We start from the raw sequence: 25,115 nt of genomic DNA on the forward strand, positions 1-25,115 counted from the left end.
CCGGGGCATTGCCATTGAACTGAACACCTGATCACGAATTAACCTTTGACCGCTTCCCGGCGGGCCGTGTTTGCCACTGTGGACAGCAATTGTACTCCCGTATCAACATATGATCACGTCAAAAGCTCCATATTGTACCGCTTCCAGAAGCACTCATTCAGCCGCCGGCTGCCGCAGGGAAGTTTCCACCGGCACGACGGGGGCCAGTTCCCTCCCGGGCACGCCGGCCCCCAGTTCTTTCAGTTTGCGCACTCCCGGAACAACCCGGCCTTCCCACGACCCAACCGCGCTGTTATAAGACTGGACGGCTTTGTTCAGACCGTCGTGGATTTTGACCAGGTGCCCGGCAAATATGCACAGCCGTTCATAGAGCCCGGCCCCCGCCTGCGCAATAAGCCGGGCGTTCTCGGCCATTTGTTGCTGTTGCCAGCTCAAGGCCACGGTACGCAAAAGGGCAATCAAAGTGGTCGGCGTGGTCAGGATCACCCGGCTGGACACTCCGTCTTCAATGAGCGACCGGTCCTGTTCCAGGGCAGCGCTGAAAAAAGACTCGCCGGGCAGAAAAAGCACCACAAAATCGGGGCTGGGAGTGAACTGGCTCCAGTAGGCCTTGGAGCCCAGGGACTGCATATGTACCCGTACGGACTGCGCGTGGCGCAGCAGCGCCCCCCGCCGCCCGCTGTCATCGCCGGCTTCCAGCGCCTCCATGTAGGCCTGCAGGGGAACCTTGGCGTCCACCACCACCGTCCGGCCACCGGGCAGCTTGACCACCAGATCGGGCCGTTTGCGCCCATCCTCCGTGGCCAGGGAAACCTGTTCCGTAAAATCGCAATAGGGGGACATTCCGGCCACCTCCACCACCCGGCGCAGGGTGATCTCGCCCCACCGCCCGCGTACCTGGGGGGATTTCAGTGCACCAACCAGTTGACCGGTTTCCTTTTGCAGCTGCCGGTGCGTCCGGCTCAACTCCTCCAACTGCCTCTGCAAACTGCCGTAAGCCTCCTGACGGATGTTTTCCATTGCCCGCACCTGTGTCCCGTAACGGACCAGTTCCTCCTTCAAAGGTTTGATCAACCCGTCAATTGCTTCCTGACGCAGCTGCAAGTCCCCCCTGGCCTGCTGTACAACGTTTTCCAGCGCCTGGCCGGCCAATTGCAGGAACGACTGGTTGTTGCTCCGCAGGGCGTCGGCCGACAGCGACTTGAAGGTGTCGGCCAGCCTGTCCGTAGCCACGGCCAGCAGTTGTTTCTGTTCGTCCAGATTATTCCTGGCCTCCACCAGGGCGGTTTCCGCCTTTACCCGGGCTTCCTGCTCCCGGGCCAACTGCGCCCGCACCCGGTCCAGTTCTTCTTGACCTTGCTCCATCTGCCGGCGCAGTTCGGCATTGACCTCCGCCGCCGCTTTGGCATTGCCTTCAGCAGCCAGCATCCGCTCTGTCATTACGGCACGCAAACGCACGCCGGCCAAAAACCAGCCGGCACACGCCCCCAAAAACAGGCCGGCAATGAAATAAATTACATACACTTACGTCTCACCCCCGGTAAAAAATTCCTGAGTTAATATTCTGTTTTCCCCTTCGACAACTATAGCCCGCTTCCTTCACCGTCACCAATCGCCGTCAGCAATTCAATCCGCATAAAAAGCAACCCTGTCGCTACATTATAACACCGCCCGTATACATAAAAGAGGACAATACGCAATCCATTTCGATGCGGGTACGTTCATTTTAACACCCCGGGGAAAAAGAGGCCTGCCTTCCACTTCAAGAAAGCAGGCCCCTTGTATTTCATAGCTACATGCCGCCGGCCCAGTCCCCGGGATGAAAGCAGCATATCCAGTGCCGCACTGCAAATAATCAGGCGGTTTTCAGCTTGCGCAGCGCCTCATCAATGGATGGACGCCCACGGCTAAGCCCTGGCGTGGGCCGTCTTTCCGCTCATTCCGGCATCCCCGTTTTGTGTCCGGACCGCCGTATTGACTTCGGCAGTTACGATACCGCTGTTTACTCCCCAGTAAAAGGCAACCAGACTGCCCGCCGCCACAACCAGCATGTCCAGCGGATAGGGGATCAGTTTCAACTCGCCCTTACCGAAAGTGCCGATGTAAGACATGATAATCATGAAAATCAAGTAGATCACCAGCCAGATACCGGCTTTGACGTGCTCGGCGGGAAGTTTGTCCCGGCGGTAGAAATAGATATAGAAAGGCAGTCCGATCAGCATGGTGATCAGCACTTCGCCGGTGGTCGGCCAACCGGACCAGTAGATAATCAAACTGGCGATAATAAAGGCCACCGGGGCAATCAATCCCATCCCTTTCACCGTCAGGGGCCGGTTCATCTCCCTGCCGGTCCGGCGCAGGGACAGGGCGGCCACCGGGCCGGCCACATAAGTAAAAACAATGGCCGAGGATACCACACCGACCAGCTTGTTCCAGCCCGGGAAAGGAGCCAGCAAAATAAGGTTGATGATTAAATTGATGATCATACCCATATAGGGCACGCCCCGTTTGGGATGCAGCAGGCTGAAAACCCGCGGCCAGGACCCGTTTTGCGCCAGCGCGTAGCCGATCCGGCAGGTGGAGGCGGTGTAGACGATCCCGGTGCCGGCCGGCGAAATCACGGCATCAAAGAAGAGCAAAAATGCCAGCCAGCCCAGCCCGAGGGTCATGGCCACATCGGCGAAGGGCGAGGACATGCTCATATTGGCCCAACCCGCCTTTAAGTCCGCCGGAGTCAGGGCGCCAACGAAAACGATTTGCAAAAGGGCGTACAGGACCACGCCGATCAGAATGGAAACGACGATGGCCCGGGGCACGTCACGCTGCGGGTTGCGCGCCTCGCCGGCCAGGTCCACCGACTGGCGGAAACCCAGGAAGGCAAAGATCACACCGGCAGTGGCGATAGCCTTGAGCACACCGGCCGAGCCCATGGGCATGAAGCCGCCGAAATGCTCAAAGTTACGCGTATGAAACCCGAACAGTAAAAAAGCAAACAAGGTCAGCACTGGCATGACAAATTTGAACATGGTCAGCCTGGTGTTCACCGCCGCAAAAGCCCGCACACCATACCAGTTGATCAGGAAAAAGGCAATCACCAGCACTGCGGAAACCAGGATGCCAAGCGGAGTAAGGGTTTTACCAACGTACAGGCCGGGAATGTAGTAGTTGGCATATTGGGTAACGGCCTCGGCTTCAATAGAGGTCACCGTGCAATATCCGATCCAGGCCGCCCAACCCATGATGAAACTGACCAGGGAACCGTGGGAATACTGGGGAAAGCGTACAATACCGCCCGATTCCGGGATCATACTGGATAATTCCGCATAAACCAGACCGATCAACAAAACTGCAAAGCCCCCGATCAGCCAGGAAAATACCGCCGCCGGACCGGCGTCATTGGCTGCAAAAAGCGAGCCGAAAAGCCAACCGGAACCGATGATGCCCCCCAGGGAAGCCATGGTCAGATCCAGCAGGCTGAGTTCCCGGTGTAAATGTCCTTGCCCCGACAAAAAAACCAGCTCCTTTTCGCTCAATTTTTGTTCTCTCTAATTACGTTTTACGTACGCACCCGGCACAGGGGACATCATCGGCCCGTCAAACGAGTGTCTAAAACAGAGGGGACACCTTTGGCCCGTATATTTGCCAAAAAAATTACTCTTTTCGTCCACCTCCATTTCGTAAACTGATGAATACACCTGTTAGTAATACTACAATATTCGACAAAATCCTTTTAAAAATTAAAAATTCAGGTAAACCCACAAAAACGGGTGACAACAAAAACCGGCAAGCAGATTAATAACCGCCGCCGGATGATATAATCATTTGGCATGATCAGTTTAAAAGGGTGGCAACCCTATTTTTTCACTTTATTCAGTCCCTCCTGGAGCATTTGCATGGTCATCGGACCGGTATGTGCAAAGCGGATGATCCCGCCGGAATCAATGAACATACTGGTGGGGATATAACGGATCATGTACTGCCTGGCCAGATCCCCATTTTGATCCAGCAGGACAGGGAATGTATAGCCGCCGGACTGCAAAAATTGTTTCACCTGGTCCGTGGATTTTTCGTTGGCTGTTAAATTAACCGCCAGCAGTTGTATTTTACCGCCGTTTTGCCGGTAAAACTTTTCTATTTCCGGCATTTCCTCCTGGCAGGGCGGGCACCAGGTGGCCCAGAAATTAAGCATTACCGGCCGGCCACGAAAGGAGGAAAGGGATATTTTTTTGCCGTCAATGGTACCGAGGGTAAAATCAGGGGCCTGTTCACCCACCGCCGTACCCGTTTTTGGCGCCCCGGTCTGTCCCTGCGGAGCGGCGGCGCCCGTTTTTTGTTTGCCGGCCGGCTGACAGCCGGCGGCAAGCAGGGTTATAGTCAAAATGATCAAGCCGGCCAGAATAAACTTCTTTTTCATCACCAGTTCCCTCCAGACAACTATGATTTTTTTAACATAACATACAAATGAAAAGGCTGATGGCCGCGCCTCCTTGCTCCCGTGTTCCGGTCCGGTGAAAAAAGTTATCTCCGGAACCGGACTGCTGCCGGCAGGGGCATATGAATAATTTCAGACGCTCGATCCGCACTGCCGGTTCGCTTACTGTCAGCCGGCAACCGGGGCGTTGACCAGCCGGTTACCGGTCGACCCGCAACTGGCACTTTACACATAGCCCGATAAGCGGTCAAAATATCCGGTTAACATTAATATGCCGGCAATAATCAAAAGCCATCCGCCAATCCGGGTGAACAGGTTGAGCAGGGCGGCGCGGCGCCGCAGTCCCTGCACCAGCCAACCGAGAGAAAAGGCGGCCAGCAAAAAGGGCAGGCCCAATCCCAGGGAGTAAACGGCCAGCAGAAAGGCCCCGGACCATAAACTGTCACTGTTGCCGGCCAAGAGCAGGATGGAGGCCAGCACGGGACCGGTACACGGCGTCCAACCGGCGGAGAAGGCCATGCCCATAAGCAGGGAATTGAACAAACCGGGCGCCGGGGAAACAAAATGCACCCGTTTCTCCCTCAACAGCCAGTTGAGCTGAAAGATGCCGGCCAGGTGCAGGCCGAAGATAATGAGCAGGGCGCCGCTGATCTGCCGCAGCAGGACCTGGTAGCGAATAAAAAATTTGCCCAGGGCGCTGGCCGACAGTCCGAAGGCGACAAAAACCAGTGTAAACCCCAGGACAAAGAACAGCGCATTGATTGTGACGGCCCGGCGGGAACGGATTGCCTCCCGCACCGTCAACTCCCCCGCCGATACCCCGGTCAGATAAGCCAGATAAGTTGGGATCAACGGCAGCACGCAGGGCGAAAGAAATGAAACCAGGCCGGCCAGAAAGGCCATGCCCAGGGAAAGATGCATTTCCGGCATTGGATCCCCCCTTATATCGATATATCATGATTATACGGTAGGTAATCCAAAAAGTCCAGTATAAACCACGACTCATGGCTATGAAAATTTATACCGCCTGTACAGGTGACAACCGGCAGTTACCTGGTATTCGATTCGCTCCTCCGGCACGCCGATCCAAGTTGCGCCGCGTTTCTTTCCGGACCTGCGCAAGTCGCACTCCGGTACAAACGACACCTTTACGTTGGGTTGTATTCAAAAAACATGGCCGTCTGATTCAATAACCACCCACTTTTGCAAACCGGTGAAATACAGGCCGGCTTCCTGCACCGGATCGCCGGTGATTTGCTCCCAGCACCGCCGGTACAGGACCACCTGGGGGGTGTAAAAACGGACCAGTGTGTCCAGGCGGCCTTCGTCTACGGCGCCGGTCTTGTAATCGGCAATCACCCAGCCGTTATCCTCCAGGAAGACCAGATCGATCACCCCGGTGAGCAGCATAGCGCCGCCGTTTATCCCACCCGGGCCGCCAGGACTTGCGCCGGCCGGAAAAAAACCGGTCACCGGCGGCCGGCCGTTATTTTCAATGGTGCCTCCGGCTGCAGACGGCACTTCCTTCCGGGCCGGCAGGCCGCCGGTCAAAAGGATGTCATTTGCTGCTGCTTCCCCGCGGCCTGGCTGCCGGCAGTGGCTGGTGGTGAGAAGTTGGCTGCTGACGGGCAAACCGCAGCCATCACTCCGGCCGCCACCAGGCTTCCGGCAAGGGCCGGGGGTGAAACCGGCTTGCATATCCTTCATAAGGGAGAGCCCGTCCAGGGACAGGGCAAAAGGCACTTCCACGTAATATTTCCTGCTCCGCCGCACCCGCTGCCACAAAGGGGAGGCCAGAATATCCCGGACCAGCCGGATCAGCTCGTCTTTTTCCGCCTTCTGCCGTCCCTCTTCCACCAGGACGGCAGCCGTCAGCAGGTCCAGGCCAGGAGCATCTGCATCCGCTCCCCGGGCACAGGCCTCCAGCACCCGGTGCACCGCCCGGCCCCAGGAAACGCCGCGTCCGCCGGATGCCCCGGCCGGCCTCTTGCCGGCCGCTTCAACCAGTTCCGTCACCGAAGTCAAACCATAGCCCGGCCGGTTGACCGGATTGACCGGACTCAGAAAGGTCCGCCGGGCATCCGTCAGTTCCGCGGCAACAACCGCCGGTTCCGGCCCGGTTTCAGTTGCGCCGCCGGATAAACCTTCCGCCGCCGGAACTTCACCGCTATCCATCATTTCCGCTGCATCCGCCAAATAGTCTTCAAAGGGGCGCCAGGGACTCTTTTCCGGTTTGGCCGGATATGTGCTCACCACCAATAAATTTTTGGCCCGGGTGGCGGCCACATAAAGCAGGCGCGTTTCTTCGGCGTCTTGATACTGCTTTTCCAAAGCGGCGTATTTTTCCCAGCCCCGGGGCTGGGCCAGGATTTCCTTCCGGTATGCCCATGTCCTGCCGAGCAGGAAATAACCCCGCGGCACATCCCCCTGCCGGCTGATGTGCATTTCAGGCTCACGGTTTACATTTTTGCCCGGGTCGGCCAGGATGACCACCGGCGCTTCCAACCCCTTGGCCCGGTGCAGGTTCATCACCCGGACGGCGTCTGTTTCCCAGGGGGTGATGTTCAGTTCCTCCTCGCTGTGCATCTCCATGAGCAGGGCCAGGTATTCCACCAGAGCGGCAAAAGAATACACTCCCCTGTCCCTGGATGCCCGCAACAGTTCAAGAGCGTGAATGATGCGGCTGCAACGGCTTTTCCCCGCTTCTTGCGCCAGGGTCAGGGGGAACGCTCCGAGCGTTTCCAGTATTTTTTCCAGCGCGGCCAGCGGAGGCAACTTTTCCACCCAATCCCGGAAGGTTCTGAATTGATTAAACGCATGTTCAATAAATTCCCGGCCGGCAAATTCCGGTACCGCGCGGTAAAAATTAAAGCAGCCGCCCGCCTTTTTAAACTGCCACAGCTGCCGGTCGCTGATCCCGAAAAAAATCCCGCGCAGCGCACCCACCAGCGGCAGGGGGTTGTCCGGCTCCGCCACCGCCCGCAGTACCTTGATGATTGCCGCCAAATCCTCCAAACCGGCGGCCCCTCCGGCGCCGGAAACAATATGGGGAATGCCCAGGCTTTCCAGCGCCCGGGCGTAAAGAGGGAGATGGGTTTTATAGCGGAGCAGGAGCATAAAATCAGCAGGCCGCGGTTTTTCCACCAGTCCGGCTTCCCGCTCCCGGTCACTGCGGACCAGGCTGATTTCCCCGTCCAGCGCCCGGCGGATCCAAAGGGCAACGCGCCGGGCGTCCGCGGCGGCGATATCCTCCTGTCTGTGCCCGGTGATGGCGGCCAGCGGTAATTTCCCCACCCCGGCCGTGCCGCCGGCATTTTGCACCGGTTCCATGGTCACGAAAGCCGCCTGGCAGGGAGTGTCCACGCCGGGCAGCAGTTTTCCGAAAGTACTGTTCACCCATTCAACAACGGCCGGCCGGGAGCGGAAATTGGCCGTTAAACGCAGCAACCGGCCGCCGCTTCTTTGGAGTAGCGACTTGACCCGGTTGTAGATATCAATATCCGCCCGCCGGAAGCGGTAGATAGCCTGCTTGGGATCGCCCACCACAAACAGTGCTCCGGGACGCGGTGCCAGCCGGCGCCAATCCCTCTCCCGGACATCTTGACCGGTAAGATAAAAGATGATTTCCGCCTGCAGCGGGTCGGTGTCTTGAAACTCATCCACCAGCAGGTGGGAGTAACGTTTCTGGAAATAGCAGCGCACTTCCGGGTTGTTTTTCAACAGACCGGCCGTTTTGACCAGCAGGTCCTGAAAGTTCAACCGGGAGCGGGACAACCGGTATTTTTCGCCATATGCGACGGCCGGCAATAAAAAGCGCAGCAACCGCCCGTAACGGTATTCCCGCCAGGCCTGCAACAGCGGAGCGGCCGTCCGGCAGCGGAAATCCTCATGGAGCGACTGCGCGGTCCGGGCCTGCTCCTTGTCCGGCCAGCGGTTGAGGGTGCAACGGACGTTCCGGTCGCAAAGGGCCAGCAAACGGATCAAATACCGGTCCCCGGCGAGGTCCATTGTTTGCGCAAACTGTAACATTTTCCTGAACAGCTCTTGCAAACCGTCCCAGCCTTTGGCCGGCCTTTGTGCCGGCAGAACCAGACGCACGGCGTTTAAAAACTCATCCACCCGCCGCCGGGCGGGGGCCAGGTCCACCGGAGGCAAATGATCATACGTAATTTCCACGTCCGGGTAATTGGCGAGCAGGTAATAACATTCTTTCAAGTCCCGTACATCGACATCCAGTTCGTCCAGTTCCTTGATCCGCTCCGGCGGCGCCTGCTCCAGGTATTCATGCCAGGCATTTTCCAGGAGCAGGCGGTTTTCGATTTCCTCCAGTTCCACAAAGCCGGGGTCCAGGCCGGCTTCGACCGGCCGTTCCCGCAGGACGGCCGCGCAAAAAGCATGGATGGTGCCCAGAAAGCACTGGTCCAGGCTGTCCAGGCCCGCCGCCAGCCGCTCCTTCCGCCGCGGATCGCTTTCCCCGGCCAGCGCGCTTTCCAGAGCGGTCTGGAATCTTTCCCGCAATTCGCCGGCGGCCTTGCGGGTAAAAGTCACCGCCGCCATTTTTTTTACCGGGCAGTTTCCGCCGGCCACCAGGGCCACCATCCGCTCCACCAGGCTGTGAGTCTTGCCCGAGCCGGCCCCGGCCTCAATCAGCATATTGACATCCAGATCCCTGACAATGCTCTCCCGGACTGCCTGATCGGGAAGATCCGGCTCCATGGTGATCATTTTTTCATCCCTCCGACCAAACGCGCCTGTAATGAACGGTTTACACCGCTGCCCTTCATCATGCGGCAGCAGCACCCGGCGGGTGCTACAGAAATATATTTCTTTTCCGGCCGCAGTGCAGCCGGGTCCGCTGCTTTGTCGCCAATCTGTGCAGCAAAAGTAAATTTCACTCCGGCCTGTTTCCATCCTTTCGATGGTGTCCCTGTAAACGGACACGGGGGTCCGCCGCCGGAAGCGGCGGGGATTTTCAGCCATGTCCGCATTTAATCTATCTTTTGCAGCATCTTCCAGGGTGTCAGACAGGGGTCCCCCGTCTCCAGCAGTTTATTGATCCGCGCCGCCGTTTCTTCGCCGCCGCAGGCTTCCCGGTAACCGCAGTAACGGCAGCGATCGCCGCTGGATGCGGGTAAAAAAATGCCCTTTTTGAGTAAACCGTACAAACAGCTCAAGGCCTCCCGCAAAACCTCCCGCCCGCCCTGTGCGCAGGCCAGGCGCAGACCGGCGCCGCGTTCGGTGGGGAAATAATACCCCGTCTTTTCCACCCGGGGGTTTTCACCGGGATGCATCCCGGCGAGAATTTTTTCCGCGGCCAGGGCGTAAAGGGCATGTTGAAGCCGGCGCCCCTGTTTGAGAAAGTCCTTTTCGTCATAATCCCCGGTGCTGCCGGTTTTGTAATCCCAGATATGGTAAACGCCTTCCCCGGCCTGGTCAATGCGGTCGATTTTCCCGCAAAGCAACAGCCCGGTTCCATGCTCCAGTTCCACCGCCACCGGGTCCGGCATGCCGCAACCGGCCCGGAAAACAGCCTCCGGTCCCAGACCGAAAGGCACCTCAAAGCAGGCCGGGGAAACGTGGACGGGCAATTGCTCCTCGGCGGCCAGGAAGACAGCACAGGCCCGCCGGATCTCCCGTTTTTCCCTTTCAACGGCCACCTCGCCGGGCACGGGGACCTGGTGCCGGTATTCAGCAATCAATTCGTCAGCCATTTCCATAATTAACTCCCGGTGCCGCCGGGGGTTGGGCCTTTCTCCCCGTTCCGTAATCCGGCGCATAAACCGGTAAAAAACCTGGTGCAGCAACTGGCCCCGCTCCAAAGGGCTCAACCAGCGCCCGGGGTCGTAATCCCTTTCTTCCGGCGGGCTGATCTGCAGCCCATATTGCAGAAAGTAGCGGAAGGGGCAGCCGGCCAGGATCTCCAACCGTCCGCTGGACAGAACGGGACGGGGCTCCCGCCCGGGGTCGAAATCCCCGTTTACCGAAGCCAGTTTGCCGTCATACTCCGTCAACCTGTTTTCCCGTCTGGCCGCGGCCGCCCTCAACCCCCGCCCCGGGCCGGAATAGCATAAAGCCACCGTTTCCACCCCGCCGGTTCCCGGACCGGCCAGGGCGCGGTGCAGCCACCACTCTGTATCATCCAGCGCCGGTTCACCCCCCGGCGGACTATAGGCGGCAGGCGCCCCCAACCGGCGGGCCAGATCGCTGTAATCCAGGAACGGATCGCCCGCCAGCAGGCGGCAGGCCTGCAGCAGCACCGGAGAAGGGGCGGACAACCGGTTTTGCATCACATCGCAGGAGGAGTAGCTCAACCATACCCGGCCGCGCCGGGAAGCCAGTGCCTGGGCCAAGGCGTACCGGCCTTCCCGGAGCCGGCTGCTGCTGCGGGGCAGGGGACGCATAAAGCAGTCACGCTCGTCATCCAGAAGCACCGGATCCGGCCGGCCAACCCCGGGAAAGGCGCCGGCATCCAGCCCGACAAAAAAGGTGCACCGCCGGTCCGTCCAGACGGCACGCTGATAATCGACCAGGTGCAGGGAACCGGGACGGGAACTGCCGGCGCCGGCCCGCAACCCGCCAACCGTCTCCCCCACCCTTTTCAATGCTTCCTCCAGATCCAGGGCGAGGAAAGGAAAGGTGGCGGCCTGCTCCAGATACTGCAACAAACAATGCAATGCCGGTTTATCCATTTCGTCCCTGACTGCCGCCAACCGGCGCAAAAGGCCGGCCATCCCTTCAACCAGGGCGGCGAAATCCACCCTTCCCCTTTCATCCGGCCGGGGAATCATGGCGAGCAGTTCCGCTAGCAGCGTGAACAACTGGTCAGCCAAAGCGGCCCGCTCCAGGAGCCAATCCCGCCGGCCGCCGTCTTCACCTTCGCCGGGGAACTCCGCCCGCCGGCGGTATGCGAGCGACAGATCCGACAGCAAGCGGTAGCGCTCCCGGCCCCAGGCGATGCCGGCGTCCCGCAGCAGCCGGGCCACGGTTATGCCGGGAACAGTCCGGGTATGGCCGCTGGATCCGTTCCGGCCGGCACCGGCATTCACCGGCAGTCTGAGCTGTAAATCACCGCCCGTCAGCAGATCGCCGAGCACCCGGGCGGAAAAACCACTTTTGATCCATTCCACCAGCCCCTGCAGGGCGCGTCCGGGGCGGGTGAAAGATACGGGGATGCCCCCGGCCACGGTCAATCCCAGTCCAAAACGCCGGGTTAGCTCATAAAAGAGTGGTATGTACGCTTCACTGGTATAAACCACCGTCACCTGATCCAGGGACAGGCCGGCGGCCATTATGCGCCGCAAGACTTCCCGCACCTCGGCCGTGATCCCGTGGGCATGGAAGCACTGTACAGACCCGTCGCAGGCGGGCGGCGGCGCCCCCGCCACCCGGTACAGCCAGGCCAGACGCTCCACACCGGAAGCGACCGGCGGCCGTTCGCCGGTTCCAACCGCGGTTGCCGGTCCGTTTCCGGGTAGCGGCCACCCGGACCCCTCCTCAGCTTCCGCGGCAGCGGTACGGTACTGAATACCGCTGCATCCATCCCGTCGTGCCGGCCCGCCGGCCGCATCAGACGCCTCCCCCGTGGATGGCACCCCGCCGCCCGGCCGGTTTGCTCCCGGTGGACAACTGTGACCGTCCGCCGTCCCTTCCGGCAGCGGCCAGTACCCATCCGGCGTCGCCAGCCCGTAAACCGGTTCCGCCGGTATGACGATCAGTTCCCGGCCGGCCAACCGGGCGATCAGTTTCTTTTCCAGAGGATAAAAATGAATAAAGGATGGAACCAGAAAAAGCCTCTCCGGAGCGGAGCCGTCTTCGGTCGGGATATTCAACGGCGCTGCATTATCGCCTTTCCAGACGCCGGTTTTCCCGGGAGCAGCCGGCAGTTTCAAAGCCAGCTTTAACAAGCCGGGGAAATCAATATAACCACGGTCGGCCAGATAGCGCTCAAAGGCGCCCAATACGGCCCGCAAATCACTCCCCTTGCCGGCGGCGGCCAGACCATGCCCCGGAACATCCCGGGCGGTAAGACCGTTCATACGCAGTTCAAAAACCGTATTGGCCAGCGCCCGCACCAGGCCGGCTGCACCGCCCGTCCGGCGGTAGTAACGCAGAATATTACCGGCCTCCAGTTCCTGCCATACTTCCTCCAGCACCAGTTCGGTCAGGTGCCCCGGTAAAAAACGGATCTTTTCCCGGGACAGGGCGGCCCCGGCCACCTGCATGGCCAGGCCGGTTGTGGTTTCGCCGCGCAGGTTGGCCCAGCCACACCCGGACCGGGCCAGGGCCAGGCCAATTTCATTGCCGCTTACCGGATCGGGTACCACCAGGATCTTTTCAGTAACGGGAAAACGCCGGCAAATAGAATCAAGATAAGACAACAGCCGGTTCATAAAACTACGACCCCCCTTTCCCGGAGTCACCGGTCAACTAATAATCTCATATGACACCAGACCGGCCGCGGCCGGTCCCGCTACCATCCTTGCCCAATGACAGGCACAAACATATGGTGTCCGATAATGATAATATTAACCTTTGCGCCGGGACAACTGTATGTCAATTCTTTTTTCGTTCACCCGGGCAAATATCCGCAAACCCGGCCAGTTGCACATCCTGCCCGGCCAGCCACTGCTTGAACGCCGGAGCGCAGAGCAGGGCCAGTTCCTTTTCCCGCCCCCGGGAGTAGCTGCTTATCCGTAACAACAGTTCGTCCGCCTCACCGGGATGGGTCATCAATTCCATTGAACGTACTCCACGCCGCAAACCCCCGCTGATGAACCGTTGCAGAGAAACGGCGGAAACGGCATCTGCAAACCAGCCTCCGCAAAAATAATCCGGTGACGGGACACCGGCCGCTTTTAAACGGGCGCGCGTCTGTTCATCAATACTACGCACCGGCAACCGGCAGGCCCCGGCCACCTCGATCAAGGCCTCCAGTACCACGGGCAGGGCATGCATGTGATGGTGGGTATCCAAATGGGTTACTTTAATCCCTTCTTCTAATGCCCTTTTCACCTGGGCGTAAAATTCCCGGCGCACATCATCCAGCGCCGGCGTTTCCTGCCCCAACGCCTGCCGGCTTTTAAACCGCCCGGATTCGTCCACCAGGGAAGGCACACTCTCCGGAGGGCTCAACGGGCGCCCCACAGTCAAACACAGGTGCACACCGGCGGCCGGCACCAAACCCCGCCGCAGCAGGGTCAGGGCATCATCCGTACCCGCCTGGTTGAGCATCAAGCTGGTACTGGTGACCACACCTGCCTGCAACGCCCTGACAATGCCCCTGTTTACCCCCGGTGTATAGCCGAGGTCATCGGCATTAATGATCAATAACATTGGAGCCGGTCTCTCCTTTTTAATATTTCGTTTATGTCATTCCAGACAACTGCAGGATAGCAAAAGAAGCAGGTGGTGTCAAAGGTCAATTTTCCATTGTTCTACATAGCAACAATTGCTAAAATAAAAGAAAAGCTTATAGGATGTTCAGCCATGCAAATACCGGGAATTATCCTGCAACCTGGAATTCAGCAAGATTTGTCCGTATCTTTGCAGCCGGGGCGGACTGTAGCAGTAGAAGTGCTGGAAGTAAACGGTGCACAGGCCACTGTACGGCTAGCCGGCCAATTATTCCAGGCCACGGGAGAACTGCCGCCGGCAGGGCAGAGCTTTTGGGCCGTGGTGGAATCGGTCAAGCCGGACGTACTACAACTGCGTAAGCTAGACGGGCCGCCGGTAAAACCCCCGGCGCCCGCCATCCTGGTCCGGCTGCTGGATCTGCCCCCCGGCCCGGACGGACCGAAACTGCTGGGTGAACTGCTCAAATGGCAGCTGCCCCTGGACCGCCATCTGCTTTTGGGGCTATTGTCCGCGGGCAAGAACTTGACCGCGGCAGAGAAAGCGGTCTACTGGCCGGTCCGGGCCTGGCTGGAAACCCTGGACATTCACGCCGATGCCGCCAAAGTGCATCAGGCAATCAATTACCTGTTGGGTAACGACAGTGCCACTCCGAAAGGTCAGGAGGTTTTGAACCAGGCCCAGCCTTTGTTCCCAGGGCAGGAGGCGGTTAGTTTTTTTACCTTCCAGGGAGCAAATTTTAACGGTGAGCTATATATAGTTGATGACCGGGACGGTAAAAAACAGGCGCAAAAATTCCCTTCCGGCCTGGTGGTCCGGGTGCACAGCCCGGCGCTGGGGGAAACATGGGTCCACCTGGTCCATAACGACGGCACTTTGACTGCCCGGGTCGCCGTGGCGGAAGAACGTTTTGTGCATCCGGTACAGCAGGCTGCGCACAACCTGCGCACGAAGCTGACCGCTCTGGGCTACCGGGTGGGGGAAATCCAGGTAACCGCCCGGCCGGTGCACAGCATCTGTGAACTGCTGCGCCCAGACCTGGAACCGACTTACCAACCGCTGAATACCACCGTTTGAAAAGAGCTGTTTTCCCCCCTGTAACACCCGGACCGGAAGGTGGTGAAAATATGGGCTGGTATTTAGTTAAACTTCTACTCAACTGGCCGGTAATAATCGCATCACTATTAATCGGCGCCGCCGGAATCATCCGGCGACGTGCCTACGCGCTAATTCTTGCCGCCCTGCTGGTTTTTGGATTTGCATGGTATCTGACGGCTTCACCTCACCCGGTTTTTAAACCAGCCGGTTACTTGTTACCTGTTTTGCTCTTATGTGCGGCTTTTTCCGTGCATCAACGGAAAGTTTGGCTGGCGTGGCTTTTCCTTTTGCCTCAGGCAGTCATAACGATTTATTTTTTAGTGATTATAGCCGCCGAAAACATATAATGGACACATATTTTCTCGAAGCGGTACCGGGATTGCTTACGTACCCGGATATGTTAATAGTGGATGTGAATTCTATGGCTGATAAACCAAAGGCGGCCGCCGCCCTGGCCTACGACCCGGAAAAGGATGCCGCCCCGCAGGTGGTGGCCGCCGGCCGCGGCCGGCTGGCGGAATTAATCGAAGAAACGGCCCGGAAAAATAACGTGCCCGTCTACCGGGACGAAAACCTGGCCCTGACCCTGACCGGTCTGGGCGCCGGCCGGGAAATCCCCCCGGAACTCTACCGGGTGGTGGCGGAAATAATCGCCTGGGTGTATGAACTGGATAAGAAAACGGGGAACGACGACTGAATAATAAAATGGCCTGTCCCCGGTATTAATCCATGAAATCATTGTGCAATAACAACTGTAAAAAATCTGAAGCTTTTAGTATTCTTATTCCCTTGTATTCGTTTAACTCCAATAAATGCTTATCGCCGGAGATTAAGTAATTGGCTTCGCCGGCAACCGCACAATCAATGATTTTGTTGTCATCAGGATCTGCGGTAACAGCGTTAATTTTTTGCATGGGAGATATAAACGTAACTACCGGTAAAAGCCTGCCCACAAAACCATCGACTTCCTCATCATTAAAGCCAAATTTAGGGTATTGGACAACCCGGTAAAACTCACCGAGTATCTGAACTGAAAGACAAAGCTCTATTTTTGATTCCAGAACCATTTCAATAACAGCAGCTTCCGGACCGTTCCACCCAAGGGCGGAAGTAAGAACATTGGTATCTACCGTTATTTTCATTTTACACCCTGACGTGCCCACTTGATCGCTTCCTCAACGTCCTTGGGTGTTATGCCCTCACTCTGGAACCTTTCTCTAATCGGCCTGGCAAAATCCTCAAAATCATTTGAAGGAATCATCTTCCTTATTTCTACGCGGGAACCTTTTTTTTCGAAGAGAATGTAATCGCCTTCTTTAATGTTCAGAGACTTTCTCAATTCCACCGGAACAGTTACCTGCCCCTTTGTGGTTATTCGTCCAATATAACTTTCACTCATTAAAATCAACTCCCTGGTAATACCATCTTACATAAAGCATATCACTGCATTCCTTACCTGTCAATATTTACCGGTAAAAATTAAAAAACCGCTAAACACGGTTGCGGCATATTTTTCGTCCCAGATGTTCTTCCAGCAAGCCGGCGCACCCGGCCAGGGCATCCAAGTCGATGCCCGTGTCTATACCCATGCGGTGCAGCATGTAAACCAGGTCTTCCGTGGCCGCATTGCCGGCAGCGCCGGGAATGAAGGGGCAGCCGCCCAGCCCGGCCACCGAACCTTCCAGAATACGCACCCCCGCCTGCAGGCCGGTCACACAGTTGGCCAGGGCCAGTCCCCGGTTGTCGTGAAAATGCAATGCCCAGGTAACCCGCGGGTAGCAGGAGGCAAGTAAAGTCACCAGGTCATAGACCTGGCGTGGATTGCCCAGGCCGGCCGTGTCGGCCAGAGTGATTTCATCAACACCCGCCTGTAACATCCCTTCCACCACCCCGGCCACCAGGCCGGGAGCAATGTCGCCCTGGTAGGGGCACCCGAAGGCCGTGGCCACGGCCCCCCGCAACCGCACTCCGCCGGCAGCGGCGGCAGCGCCCATTTCACGCACCTGCCGCAGCGATGCTTCCACGGACATGTGCATATTGGCCCGGTTGTGCGCCTCACTGGCCGAAACCACTGCCACCACTTCTTTCACCCCGGCACGCACGGCCCTTTCCAGACCCCTCATATTGCCTGTCAACGCACTGATCACCGGCGCTGCCGGTGATTTCACCCCATCATTCCCCCGCATGAAAAGCCGGTCCAATCCTTCCATCACCGCTTCGGCGTCCCTTAACTGGGGCACCGCCCGGGGATGCACAAAGGAAGTAGCTTCTATAGCCTTCACCCCGGCCCCGGCCAACGCCGCAAGCAATTGAACTTTTACCGCGGTGGGGACAAAAGCAGCCTCATTCTGCAGCCCGTCCCGGGGTCCCACTTCCCGTATCAGTACCTTTTCCGGCCAGTGCAAAGGCATCCGCTCCCTGAATATGTTATAGTAACCATTTACTTTTTTTCCATCCCTGTTACCATATTATGGAGCATGCTTTTAATTTCCTTCATATCCGCTTCCAGCCGGTGCAGGTGACTCTGAATGTCATCGATTTCCTGCTCTGACTTATAATTAATGGCAAAGTCAATTACAGCCTCCTGTTTGTCCTGTTCAGCGTGCCTGTTTTGACTCATCATGATCACCGGGGCTTGAAAAGCGGCGATAAAGGAAAGAATCAAATTTAGAAGGATATACGGCGGATTGTCAAAATGCCTGGTAAAACTCAGCACGTTCCAAACCATCCACGACGTTAAGAACACGGAAAAAATAATGATAAATTTCCAGCTCCCGCCAAAGGCGGCTATTCTATCGGCCAGGCGGTCCGACCATTTGGTTTTTTTCCGGTATTCACCGTTTATGCGCAGTAAAATTTTTTCCTCATAATCATTAACCAACCGGTCAATTCTTTGATTTATTCGATCGCAGCTCTCTGCTTGTTGATCTGCAGGAGAGTAATCACATTTCAAATATCATCACTCCGATCTCATTTCTCGCGATTCATTCATATTCGAGAGAAATGAATAAAAATCCTGCCGCCCGGCAAGCAGCACCCGCGCCGGGGCCGCTTCCACGCCAGGCAGTAATAACGGGGCGGCCAGCAGGAAATAGCTGCCCGGCGGCACCTCCTTCAAGCGCAGACCCTCGATGACCATGATGTTTCGGGCCAGCAAAGTGCGGTGGGTGGGGTAACCGGGCTGATCACGCTCCACGCCCAGCGCATCCAGGCCCACTCCCCGCACTCCCGCTTCGGCCAGATATTGGGCCGCTTCGGCGGAAATGTAGACAAAGTTGAAGTCAAAATCGGTGGACCAGGAATTCCTGGTCTGGAAAAGGATAAAATCGCCGGCCGAAAGGCCGTGAGGCATCAGATCCCGGCGCTCGATCTTCTCCGGCACGCCGGTTAAATCAAGCACCCGGCAGGGGCCGAAAAAAGCCGCCGGAGACAGGCTTTCCACCCCGGGGCCGCCGGGGATGACATGCAGGGGCGCATCCACATGGGTACCGGTGTGCGCATCAAGATAAAGACGGGTTTCCAGGATGCCTTTGCTTTCATCCCTGCTCACCTCCATGGCCGGCCGCTTTTCCGCTTTGTTTTTGTAAACCGCCATACCGGGATGAATGGCCATGGAGACGTCATATATTTTCAGCATGTTCAACTGCTCCTCAATCTGTACGGCATACCCGGTACCTCATTTAATGGGAGTCCGTAAACGTCCGGCCGCTAACACTTTAATGCGGCCGGTAGGCCGGTGCTTCACGGCACGGCGGGGTTGGGCATGGCCGGGCGTGGCGCAGCTTAATGCGGTGCGTATACCATCCGCTGCTTCGCTGGCGGAACGGGTGATAATACGCCGGCCCCGGACCTTAATGCGGCCCGTATACCGCTGCTTCACCCGCCTGCCCGTCCGGCGGGCCGGCATTAACAGCCGGGGCAATGTTATAGCCGGCCGTACCGGCATTGCGCCAGCAGTCCGGTAAGTCCGACCGCCTGCCGCCGCATACCGGCCACCAGCGCAACCCGTCGCGCAGGAGTAAATCGGCCGCCTGTGCCGGCCCCCAGCTGCCGGCGGCATAATTGGGAAAGAGCACGTCGCTCTGCGCCCAAACTTCCGCCACCGGGTCGACGAAGCGCCAGGCCAGGGCCACCTCTTCCCAGCCGGTAAACAGGGCGGGATCGCCCTGGATGGCATCAAAAAGCAGCCGCTCGTAGGCCTCGGGTGAGTTGATGTCCAAACCGCAGTTCTGACAAAAATCCATGGTGATGGGAACGATCAGGTTTTTAGTGCCCGGTCTTTTCACATTAAGTTGCAAATGTACACCTTCCACAGGGTTGACCCTGATCACCAGCAGATTGGGCGTCAGCACGCCGTAGTCCTTGAAATAGTTAATCTCCGGCAGGGAGTTGAATTGGATGAAGATCTCCGTCCCTTTAACCGCCAGTCTTTTGCCCGTGCGCAAATAGAAGGGAACACCGGCCCAGCGGAAGTTCTCAATAAAAACTTTCATGGCCGCAAAGGTTTCGGTATTGGATGCGGAAGCGACTCCGGCCTCCGCCCGGTAACCAGCCGCACTTTCTCCATTGATGCAACCCGGCCCGTACTGCCCGCGGACCGTATCTTTGATCACCCGTTCCGCCGTCAGCGGCTGCAGCGACCGCAATACCTTTACTTTTTCGTCCCGCACCACCCGGCCCTCCAAACCGGCCGGCGGTTCCATGGCCATTAATGTCAAAAGCTGCAACATGTGATTCTGGATCATGTCACGCAGGGCACCGGCTTTTTCATAATAGGCCCCCCGCTCCCCCACCCCGACCGTCTCCACCGAGTTGATCTGGATGTTGTTTATATAGTTCCTGTTCCACACCGGTTCAAAAAAGGTATTGGCCAGGCGCAGCACGGTGATATTCTGAATCATTTCCTTGCCCAGATAATGATCGATGCGGAAGATATGCTCTTCCGCAAACAATTTACGGATCTGCCGGTTCAGCGCTTCCGCCGACGCCAAATCGCGGCCGAAAGGTTTTTCCAGCATCAGGCGCTGCCAGGCGGGAGGTTCGTTGACAGCCAGGCCGGCGACGGCCAGGTTGTTGATGGCCGCCTCGAAATTCCCCGGCGCCACGGCCAGGTAAAAAAGGCGGTTGCCCGGTACGGCGTAGCGTTCATCCAATTCAGCGAGCAGTTCCTTTAACCGGACATAACCGGATCTATCCCGAAGATCGAAGGGCAGATAATAAAAGCGCCCGGCAAAGTCAGGCCATGTTTGGTCTTCAGATGGCTTATAACGGGAATATTGCTGCAGGGATTGAAAAATATCCCGCCGGAACCCGTCCGCTGTTTTTTCCCGCCGGGCCACCCCCACCACGGCAAAATTTGCGGAAAGCATACCGTCCCGGTAAAGGGCGTAAAGCGCCGAGTACAATTTTCGCCGGGCCAGATCCCCTGTAGCCCCGAAGATAACCAGAATACACGCTTCACTTTGGCCGGCCATACCGGTAAAGCCCCCTCGCTGTCAAGCCTGTTCCACCTTGTGGCCGCCGAACTGGTTGCGCAGGGCGGCCACCACCTTGCCGGCAAAACTGTCCTCCTGCTCCGAGCGGAAACGCATGAATACGGAAGTGGTGATCACGGGCGCCGGCACCCCCAGGGCCAGGGCTGTTTCGGCCGTCCACAGGCCCTCACCGGAGGAATGCATCACTCCTTTGATTTTATCCAGGCGGGGATCTCCGGCAAAAGCTTTTTCAGCCAACTCCATTAGCCAGCCGCGGATGACCGAGCCGTGGTTCCAGACCCGGGCAACCGCCTGCAAATTCAGATTAAACTGTCCCCGCTCCAGGATCTCGAACCCTTCACCGATGGCCTGAAGCATCCCATACTCAATACCGTTATGTACCATTTTGACAAAATGGCCGCTGCCGGGGGGACCGGTATGTATATAGCCGCCAGGAACACTGATGTCCTTGAACAGCGGCTCCAGCCGGGCAAAAATTTCCCCGCCGGCGCCGGCCATCAGACAGGCCCCGTGACGGGCACCTTCCGTACCGCCGCTGGTGCCGACGTCAACGAAGTTAATGTTTTTCTTTTGCCATTCTTTTGCCCGCCGCAGCGTATCACGGTAATCGGAATTGCCCCCGTCGATCACCGTATCACCGGGCGACAGCAAAGGCGCCAGCTTTTCCAGGGTCTCATCCACCGGCGCGCCGGCCGGCACCATCAGCCAGATCGCCCGGGGCGGCGCCAGTTTTTCCACCAGTTCCGTCAGGCTGTAAGCGCCGGCGGCCCCGGCCGCGATCGCCTTTCCGGTCTTTTCCGGTGAACGGTTATAAGCAACTACCCGGTGGCCTTTTTCAAGCATGTTCAGAACCAGGTTGAAGCCCATTTTGCCCAATCCAACCAAACCGATTTCCATAGCCTTCTCACCCTTCGCATCAATATCGCCCCGGCCAACGTGTCTCTAAATAAAGCGGCCCGGTTTACTTAAAGTATGCACAGCAAACATACGCAAAAAACTAAAATACCGCTGAAGAAAGCAGCCCGGTTCAGTTTGAAGCGTCCGGCAGGTGTATAACAGCCAGCGGGTGCTACTGATAAAAGCCGGCCGGTCATTTAAAGTATGCCTTCCCCGGGCCCGAAAAATGCAGCGAAATTCCCGGTTTACAGGTGCTGCAGCTTCCACATCCGCCGGAACAGCCCGTCCCGCCGCAAAAGTTCCTCTTGTGTTCCCCGTTCCACCACCCGGCCGCCGTCCATGACCAGAATTTCGTCCATCTCCTCCAGGCCGGCCAGACGGTGGGTGATCACCAGGGTGGTGCGCCCCGCCGTCAAACGGCGGATGGCTGCCAGCACTTCCCGCTCCGTAACCGGATCGAGTCCGGCCGTGGCTTCGTCCAAAACCAGAATGGGCGCGTCCTTGAGCAGCGCCCGGGCAATGGCCAGGCGCTGGCGCTGACCGCCGGAAAGTTTGAAACCGCCTTCCCCCACGTAAGTGTCATATCCCCGGGGCAGATTTTGAATGAATTCGTGGATACTGGCCTCCCGGGCGGCCCGGATCATTTCCTCCACCGTGGCCCCGGGCCGGGCCAGCAGGAGATTTTCCCGGATGGTGGCATTAAAAAGGTGGGTATGCTGGGCGACTACCCCCATCAACCGGCGCACCTGTTCCCGGGGGAGGGTCTTTAATTCGCAGCCGCCCAGCCGGATGGAACCCTCCCGGTAATCCCAGAAACGCAGCAGCAGGTTGATCAGCGTACTCTTCCCCGCCCCGCTGGAGCCGACAACAGCCAACTTCCCTCCGGCGGACAGGACAAAATCCAGACCGTCCAGCGCCGCCGGCTCATCCGGAGCGTAGCGGAAGCGTAAACCGGCCACTTCAAGATCATACCCGGCGGGCTCGCAGGCCGGGCCGGAAAAATCCCGGACGGGAGACCCGCCTGCCGGTCCGGCTTGATCCCGGACGGCGGGCCGGGCGCCGGCCAGTTCAAAAAGGCGCCGGGCCGCCGCCAGGCTTTCTTCAAGCTGCGGGAACAACAACGGCAGGGGCTGCACTGCTTCAAAAGCGCCCGGGACGGCCAGGACCAGCATGGGCAGGTATACCCAGTCCAATTTCCCCCGCCCCACCGCCGTCACAGTCAACATTAGCACCGCCCACAGGGCAAGGTTCCCGGCCAGGCTGGTTAAAGCCCCGCCCAGAGCGTCAATCCCCGCCAACCGCCCCTGCCGGCCGGCCAGTTCCCGGCCCAGCGCCGCCACCTGCTCCCGGTAGCGGCCGGCCTGGCCGAAGGCCGCCAGTTCGGTCATCCCCCGGATGCCGTCCACCAGACGGGCGTTCAGTTCCGCCCTGACCCGCCCCACAGTGCGGGCCGGCTCCCGGCTATGCCGCATGATTACCAACGGTATACCCGCCCCGGCCAGCAGAAAGAAAGTAGCAAAGGCCAGAGCCGCCCCGAACTCGAACTGAGCCAGGAAAACAAACACCGCCGGCAGCACCAACAGGGCCACCGGCACCGGCGCCAGCACCCGCAGGTAAAAGTTTTGCAGTGTTTCCACATCGGTCACGATACGGCTTAAAATATCCCCGCTGCGGTACTCCGTCAGGCGGGCCGGGGCCAGGGGCTCCAGCGCCCCGTAAAACCAGGCCCGCATCCGGCCCAGCACGCGGAAAGTCACGTCATGGGCAACATAACGCTCCAGGTAGCGGCATACCGCCCGGGTAAGGCCGAAAAAACGCACTCCGGCAATAAGCAGCATCAGTGCCACCACCGGCGGATGCAGTGCCGCCCGGGCGATGAGCAGCGCCGAGGCGGCCAGCAGGGCGATGTTGCCGCCCACACTGAAAAAACCGAGCAGTGCCGCCAGCAGCACCGGCCACCGGTAGGGGGCGATTAGCTTCAACAAACGCAGGAAAGTATTCATGCCGCACCCCGCAAAGCCGTCATCAGACGGTAATAAACCCCTTGTTTGGCCATCAGTTCAACATGCCGCCCTTCCTCCGCCACCCGGCCGTCCGCCAGCACCACGATGCGGTCCGCCCCGCGGATGGCGGCCGGGCGGTGGGCGATGAGCAGTACCGTACGCCCGTGCATCAGGCGCGCCAGCGCGTCTTCGAGCACCTGCCCGCTTCCGGCATCCAGGCCGGCGGTGGGTTCGTCCAAAATCAAAAGGCGGGCATCAATCAGAAAAGCCCGGGCAATGGCCAGCAGGCGTGCCTGACCGCCGCTGAGACGGATTCCTTCTTCACCCACGGGGGTGTCATATCCTTTCGGCAGGCGGCGGATGAACTCACCGGCCCCGGCCAGTCCGGCCGCCGCCATTACTTCTTCCCGGGTGGCCCCGGGACGGCCCAGCCGGATGTTTTCCGCTATGGTGCCGTAAAAAAGATGGGGGTGCTGGGGCACATAAGCCACCTGCCGGCGCCACAGTTCCGCAGGGATTTGACGCAGGGGAATTCCGTTTATCACGATCTCCCCCCGGTCCGGCTCCATAAAACGCAAAAGCAGGCGGGCCACGGTGGTCTTTCCCGCCCCGCTGGCGCCGGCCAGGGCTACCCGCTCCCCGGGCCGGAGGTCGAAGGAAGCCCCGTTTAAAGCCGGCCTTGTACCCCCCTCATAGGCGTAGTGCACACCGTCGAAAGAAATGTGCAATTCCGCCGGCACCGGGGGGTCTGTCTTCTCTACCACCCGGTCAGGCACCCCGGGAACGGGGAGGGTCAGGATCTCAAAAATACGGTCCGCCGCGCTGACTCCGGCCAGCCCGGCGTGAAAGCGCGCGCCCAGTTGTCTCAAGGGGAGGTAGAATTCCGGAGTCAAAAGCAAAAGAAAAAAGGCCCGTTCAAAAGGAATGCGGGCGTAAACCAGGCGCAGTCCCAGAGCCACCGCCACCAGGGCGGTGCTGATGGTGGCCAGCAACTCCAGCATCAAGGCGGAAAGAAAAGCCACCCGCAGCACCCCCAGGGTGGTTTCCCGGAAACGGTCGCTCACCCGGGCGATCACTGCCGCCTGACTTTTGCTCCGGCCGAACAGCTTGAGGGTGGTCAGTCCCTGCAGTACATCCAGGAAGTGGGCGCTCATGCGGCTCAATGCCTCCCACTGTTGCCGGGAAAGCCTTTCCGCCCATTTGCCGATCAAAATCATAAACAGTGGGATCAGGGGGGCGGTAAAAAGCAAGATCAGCCCGGTGGTCAGATCCAGGGGCAGGACGAAGCCCAGGATCATCAGGGGGAGAAGCGCGGCCAGGGCCAGTTGGGGCAGGTAATGGGCAAAATAGTCTTCCAGGGACTCCACCCCTTCCACCAGCACATTGACCAGTTCACCAGTACGCTCCCCGCGCACATACGCCGGCCCGAGAGCCAGCAGGTGATCCAGCAGCCGCCGGCGCAAGTCCTGTTTGACTATGGCGGCGGCCCGGCGGGCCGCCGCCTCGCTGGCCCAGGCCAGAAGCGCCCGCAGCAGGATGAGGCCCAGCATCACCTGCAGCCAGGGCCGGACCGCCGCCAGCCCCTGTCCGCCCGGGAAAACCAGGCTCACCACCCGGGCCAGGACGCCGGCCTGCAACACCGCCAGCAGGCCGGCACCCAACCCCGGACCAACGGTGAGCGCCAGGTACAAGCGCGCCGCCCGGGCCTCGCGCCAGAGCCGCCGATCCAGCATCCCCGCTTCCCCCTTCTACCAGTATGAAAATGCCCGACAGAAGCGGCAATCCCGCTCCCGGTATCCCGTTCATTATTTTCCGGCCCTGCAGCCGTCCCAAAGCAGT

At 58.8% G+C, this 25,115-nt stretch carries 19 protein-coding genes; 3 read left to right on the forward strand and 16 right to left on the reverse strand.

Annotation, left to right across the window (positions count from 1 at the left end; genetic code table 11):
* Window positions 1–153: 153 nt before the first annotated feature.
* The 7 genes from A6M21_RS16775 to A6M21_RS16805 all read right to left on the reverse strand — a co-directional run bounded on the left by A6M21_RS16775 (window position 154) and on the right by A6M21_RS16805 (window position 13,765).
* The gene (locus tag A6M21_RS16775) at window positions 154–1,524 is read right to left on the reverse strand and encodes a DNA recombination protein RmuC (RefSeq protein WP_066671507.1); all 1,371 of its coding nucleotides are present in this window, start codon (window positions 1,522–1,524) and stop codon (window positions 154–156) included.
* Window positions 1,525–1,907: 383 nt separating this feature from the next.
* Window positions 1,908–3,533, reverse strand: a complete 1,626-nt coding sequence (locus tag A6M21_RS16780; RefSeq protein ID WP_242868904.1) for an APC family permease — start codon at window positions 3,531–3,533, stop codon at window positions 1,908–1,910.
* A 320-nt stretch (window positions 3,534–3,853) separates the two neighbouring features.
* Window positions 3,854–4,414, reverse strand: a complete 561-nt coding sequence (locus A6M21_RS16785; protein WP_066671510.1) for a TlpA family protein disulfide reductase — start codon at window positions 4,412–4,414, stop codon at window positions 3,854–3,856.
* A 243-nt stretch (window positions 4,415–4,657) separates the two neighbouring features.
* Entirely contained in the window at window positions 4,658–5,362 is a 705-nt protein-coding gene (locus tag A6M21_RS16790; RefSeq protein ID WP_066671514.1) for a cytochrome c biogenesis CcdA family protein, read from the reverse strand.
* Between the two features lie 234 nt (window positions 5,363–5,596).
* Window positions 5,597–9,157 carry a UvrD-helicase domain-containing protein gene (locus tag A6M21_RS16795; protein ID WP_161486106.1) on the reverse strand — a complete coding sequence of 1,187 codons (3,561 nt, stop codon included), beginning with the start codon at window positions 9,155–9,157 and terminating at the stop codon, window positions 5,597–5,599.
* 263 nt (window positions 9,158–9,420) lie between these two features.
* Complete coding sequence (locus A6M21_RS16800; RefSeq protein WP_066671530.1) at window positions 9,421–12,822, reverse strand: PD-(D/E)XK nuclease family protein; 3,402 nt, start codon at window positions 12,820–12,822, stop codon at window positions 9,421–9,423.
* 163 nt (window positions 12,823–12,985) lie between these two features.
* A complete protein-coding gene (locus tag A6M21_RS16805; protein WP_066671532.1) occupies window positions 12,986–13,765 on the reverse strand; it encodes a carbohydrate deacetylase in 780 nt (259 codons plus the stop codon).
* Window positions 13,766–13,918: 153 nt separating this feature from the next.
* Here A6M21_RS16805 and fliK point away from each other — a divergent pair, with 153 nt between their 5' ends.
* The 3 genes from fliK (at window position 13,919) to A6M21_RS16820 (ending at window position 15,578) form a co-directional block, all read left to right on the forward strand.
* A complete protein-coding gene (gene fliK / locus A6M21_RS16810) occupies window positions 13,919–14,860 on the forward strand; it encodes a flagellar hook-length control protein FliK (RefSeq protein WP_078060832.1) in 942 nt (313 codons plus the stop codon).
* A 50-nt stretch (window positions 14,861–14,910) separates the two neighbouring features.
* Window positions 14,911–15,228, forward strand: a complete 318-nt coding sequence (locus A6M21_RS16815; protein WP_066671537.1) for a hypothetical protein — start codon at window positions 14,911–14,913, stop codon at window positions 15,226–15,228.
* A 74-nt stretch (window positions 15,229–15,302) separates the two neighbouring features.
* Complete coding sequence (locus A6M21_RS16820) at window positions 15,303–15,578, forward strand: EscU/YscU/HrcU family type III secretion system export apparatus switch protein (RefSeq protein WP_066671682.1); 276 nt, start codon at window positions 15,303–15,305, stop codon at window positions 15,576–15,578.
* Between the two features lie 25 nt (window positions 15,579–15,603).
* Here the strand turns inward: A6M21_RS16820 and A6M21_RS16825 are convergent, their stop codons facing one another.
* From A6M21_RS16825 to cydD, 9 genes are all read right to left on the reverse strand, one after another.
* On the reverse strand, window positions 15,604–16,023 hold the full coding sequence (locus tag A6M21_RS16825; RefSeq protein ID WP_066671539.1) for a putative toxin-antitoxin system toxin component, PIN family: 420 nt from the start codon (window positions 16,021–16,023) through the stop codon (window positions 15,604–15,606).
* A complete protein-coding gene (locus tag A6M21_RS16830) occupies window positions 16,020–16,280 on the reverse strand; it encodes an AbrB/MazE/SpoVT family DNA-binding domain-containing protein (protein ID WP_066671542.1) in 261 nt (86 codons plus the stop codon). Before A6M21_RS16830 ends, A6M21_RS16825 begins: the two co-directional genes overlap by 4 nt.
* 91 nt (window positions 16,281–16,371) lie before the next feature.
* Window positions 16,372–17,286, reverse strand: a complete 915-nt coding sequence (locus A6M21_RS16835; RefSeq protein ID WP_201721920.1) for a hydroxymethylglutaryl-CoA lyase — start codon at window positions 17,284–17,286, stop codon at window positions 16,372–16,374.
* Window positions 17,287–17,321: 35 nt separating this feature from the next.
* Entirely contained in the window at window positions 17,322–17,834 is a 513-nt protein-coding gene (locus tag A6M21_RS16840; RefSeq protein WP_066671546.1) for a DUF1003 domain-containing protein, read from the reverse strand.
* Window positions 17,835–17,840: 6 nt separating this feature from the next.
* Entirely contained in the window at window positions 17,841–18,518 is a 678-nt protein-coding gene (locus A6M21_RS16845) for a cyclase family protein (RefSeq protein ID WP_078060833.1), read from the reverse strand.
* 214 nt (window positions 18,519–18,732) lie between these two features.
* A complete protein-coding gene (gene zwf, locus A6M21_RS16855; RefSeq protein ID WP_066671554.1) occupies window positions 18,733–20,355 on the reverse strand; it encodes a glucose-6-phosphate dehydrogenase in 1,623 nt (540 codons plus the stop codon).
* Between the two features lie 21 nt (window positions 20,356–20,376).
* Entirely contained in the window at window positions 20,377–21,273 is an 897-nt protein-coding gene (gene gnd / locus A6M21_RS16860; protein WP_066671557.1) for a phosphogluconate dehydrogenase (NAD(+)-dependent, decarboxylating), read from the reverse strand.
* 245 nt (window positions 21,274–21,518) lie between these two features.
* The gene (gene cydC, locus A6M21_RS16870) at window positions 21,519–23,276 is read right to left on the reverse strand and encodes a thiol reductant ABC exporter subunit CydC (protein ID WP_066671561.1); all 1,758 of its coding nucleotides are present in this window, start codon (window positions 23,274–23,276) and stop codon (window positions 21,519–21,521) included.
* Window positions 23,273–25,009 (reverse strand): thiol reductant ABC exporter subunit CydD, encoded by a 1,737-nt coding sequence (cydD, locus tag A6M21_RS16875; protein ID WP_066671567.1) that lies wholly within the window; start codon window positions 25,007–25,009, stop codon window positions 23,273–23,275. Before cydD ends, cydC begins: the two co-directional genes overlap by 4 nt.
* Between the last annotated feature and the right edge of the window lie 106 nt (window positions 25,010–25,115).

The organism is Desulfotomaculum copahuensis (assembly GCF_001655685.1).
GTDB classification, from domain to species: Bacteria; Bacillota; Desulfotomaculia; order Desulfotomaculales; family Desulfovirgulaceae; genus Desulfotomaculum_G; species Desulfotomaculum_G copahuensis.